General features: G+C 71.6%; 3 protein-coding genes. All 3 read right to left on the reverse strand.

Going from position 1 to position 3,178, the window contains the following annotated elements; all coding sequences use genetic code 11:
• Positions 1–1,265 (reverse strand): GlgB N-terminal domain-containing protein (locus ACWD68_RS41650; RefSeq protein ID WP_451811680.1); only part of this gene is annotated, 1,265 nt, incomplete at its 3' end.
• 45 nt (positions 1,266–1,310) lie between these two features.
• Complete coding sequence (locus ACWD68_RS41655) at positions 1,311–2,747, reverse strand: maltokinase N-terminal cap-like domain-containing protein (protein ID WP_451811681.1); 1,437 nt, start codon at positions 2,745–2,747, stop codon at positions 1,311–1,313.
• A gap of 110 nt (positions 2,748–2,857) precedes the next feature.
• Positions 2,858–3,178, reverse strand: a 321-nt coding sequence (locus tag ACWD68_RS41660) for an alpha-glucosidase C-terminal domain-containing protein (RefSeq protein ID WP_451811682.1), incomplete at its 5' end; no start/stop codon positions are given.

Consider the following 3,178-nt stretch of genomic DNA (forward strand, 5'->3'; position numbering starts at 1 on the left):
CAGTCCATGAGGACGCCGATGCCGGCCCGGTGGAGGGCGTCGACGAGGTACTTGAAGTCGTCGGGGGTGCCCAGGCGCGCGGTCGGGGCGTAGAAACCGGTGACCTGGTAGCCCCAGGAGCCGCCGAAGGGGTGTTCGGCGACGGGCATGAGTTCGACGTGGGTGAAGCCGAGGTCGGCGACATAGGCGGGGAGCTGATCGGCGAGCTGACGGTAGGTCAGGCCAGGTCGCCAGGACGGCAGATGCACCTCGTACACCGAGAACGGCGCCTCGTGGGCGGGCCGGGCTGCCCTCTTCGCCATCCAGTCCGCGTCCTGCCACACATGGTGGGACGCGTGGACGATCGAGGACGTGTTGGGCGGGGCCTCGGTGCGGCGGGCCATCGGGTCCGCGCGCTGCGTGCGGGAACCGTCGGGGCGCGTGATGTCGAACTTGTACAGCTCGCCCTCGCCTATCGCCGGCACGAACAGCTCCCACACTCCGGAGGAGCCGAGCGACCGCATCGGATATCCCGTGCCGTCCCAGAAGTTGAAGGTGCCGGCCAGCCGGACACCCAGCGCGTTCGGGGCCCACACGGTGAAGCGCGTGCCGGCGACGCCCTGCTGTTCCATCGGTTCGGCGCCGAGTGCCCGCCACAGCTCCTCGTGCCGGCCCTCGCCGAGCAGATGCAGGTCCAAGTCACCGAGCGTCGGCAGGAATCGGTAGGCGTCCTCGGTCTCCAGCACCGTCCCCTCGTACGCCACGAGCAGCCGGTACGACTCCGGGACCGCGCGCAGCGGCAGCAGCCCGGAGAAGAATCCGTCCCCGTCGTCGCGCAGTTCGGCGCGCAGGTCGTCCGTGACGACGGTGACTCCGAGCGCGTACGGGCGGAAGGCCCGGAAGGCGACACCGTCGGGCACCTGATGGGCGCCCAGCACTCCGTGCGGTTCGTGGTGCGTACCGTCGAGCAGTCGCTGACGGTCCGCGGGGCCGACACCGGCGAAGACGGGCCCGCTCCCGGAGGCGGAGGATCCACTACCGGCGACCGCGCCGCCCTCGGTGAAGACGGGCCCGCTTCCGGGCGCCGCGGGACCGCTCTCGTCGAGCGCGGGTTCCGGTATCTTCACCCTGGCCTTCGCGCCGGTCTTCGGGCTCTTCTTCGCCCCGGCCTTCTTGCCGGAAGTGGCCTTCCTGCCGGCCGGTTTCGCCTCGGCGGCACTCTCGACCGCCGGATTCTTCGCGCCGTGCTTCTTCGGACTGTCGTCGGACGGGGGGCGGGGCGTCACGGGCAGGGCCTCCTCGGGAGGGTGAGCTGGTGAACGGCAAAGGGGTCAGAGCGACGCGGCCAGCCGCCGTACCGCCGCCAGGGGAACCGGCAGCCAGTCAGGGCGGTGCCGGGCCTCGTACACGACCTCGTACACCGCCTTGTCCGTCTCGAAGGCGCGCAGCAGGACCGGGTCCGTGCGCGGGTCGAGGCCGCTGACCTCGGCGTATCCGGTGCAGTAGGCGGCCCGGCACGCGTCGGCCCAGCCGGGCACCAGCGGGAGGGGGGTCCCCCCTGCCCGCGTGGAGCCGAGAGCCCCGGGGACGGAGTGGGCCGCGTAGTCGAAGGAGCGGAGCATGCCCGCGATGTCGCGCGCCGGGGGCTGCGGCATACGGCGCTCGGCGAGCGGTTTCGACGGCTCGCCCTCGAAGTCGATGAGCGACCATTCCCCGTCGGGGGAGCGCAGGCACTGGCCGAGATGCAGATCGCCGTGGATGCGCTGAGCCGTCCAGGTGTGGCCCTCGGCGGCCAGATCGGCCAGCGCCTCGAACGCGGTGCGCAGTCCGCGGGCGTGGGGCCGTAACGCGGGCACCGCCTGCGCGGCGGCGTCCAGCCGCTCGGCCATGCCGTCGACGAGAGGCCGCATCTGCGTGTGGCCCAGCGTGACCGTGGGCAGCGACCGGGCGAGCGCCGTGTGCACCTCGGCGGTGGCCCGGCCCAGCGACCGGGCCTCGGCGGCGAAGTCCTCGCCCTTGGCCAGCTCTCGCAGCGCCAGTTCCCAGCCGTCGGCCGCGCCCTGCACGAACGGCTGGAGCACGCCGAGTACGTAGGTCTCCGCGTCGAGGTCCGCGAGCATCCAGGCCGCCGGGGCCGGGACCCGCGCGCAGCCCTCCCGGGCCAGCGTCAGCGGAAGCTCCAGATCGGGGTTGACCCCGGGGACGATCCGGCGCAGCACCTTCAGGATGAACGTATCTCCATAGACGATCGACGAGTTGGACTGCTCCGCCGTCACCAGGCGCGGTACCAGGTCCTTCCGTATCCGCTGGCGCCGGTCGTGCTCGAAGCGCAGGTCACCGATGCGGGCCCCGCTGCGCAGGGCTTCCAGGAGGACACCGGCGGGGCGCGGGTCGTACAGCGCCTCGTAAACCGTCCGGCCGGCCAGCGGCCCCTCCTCCGGATGCCCGATCAGCGCGGGCGCGAGCCGTGGCGGCAGCGCCTCGCGCACGCCGATCAGCAGTTGGTAGCAGTCGCCGGGATGGGAGGTGGCGCCCTGCGCCGGCGTGCGCGGCTGATGGGCGCGTACGAGCAGATGGATCAGGCCCAACTGGGCTGTGGGTGGCAGCAGTTCCACCGCGGCCACCAGTGAGAATCCGGTCACCGGACGCCCTTTGCCCGCGAACCAGCGCTGCCGGGGCAGCCATTCCCGCAGCAGTGGATCGAGTGACGCGAGCAACTCGGGGCGTGCGACCGGGGCCGTGGCAGAGTGGGTAACGGCTTCCGACATGGCGTCGCGTCCTTTCCCCAGTGACCCGGGGTCCCGGATACCGGGCGAGTCGGGGTGTTAGTGATGCGTGCCCAGGGCGGGGCGGGAGAAACCGCCCCGCCGCCAGGGTTCTAGACGGCGTCCTTGCGGAGCCGGAACCAGTAGAAGCCGTGACCGGCGAGGGTCAGCAAGTACGGCAGTTCGCCGATGGCCGGGAATCGCACGCCGCCGATCAGCTCGACCGGGTGTCTGCCGTTGAACTCGCGCAGGTCGAGCTCGGTGGGCTGCGCGAACCGGGAGAAGTTGTGCACACACAGGACGAGGTCGTCGTCCCCTTCTCCCCCGGTCGAGGGCGCTTCCCGCAGGAAGGCGAGGACGGCGGGGTTGGAGGAGGGGAGTTCGGTGTAGGAGCCGAGTCCGAAGGCCTTGTTCTGTTTGCGGATCTCGATCAT

It is taken from the genome of Streptomyces sp. NPDC005141 (assembly GCF_053599975.1).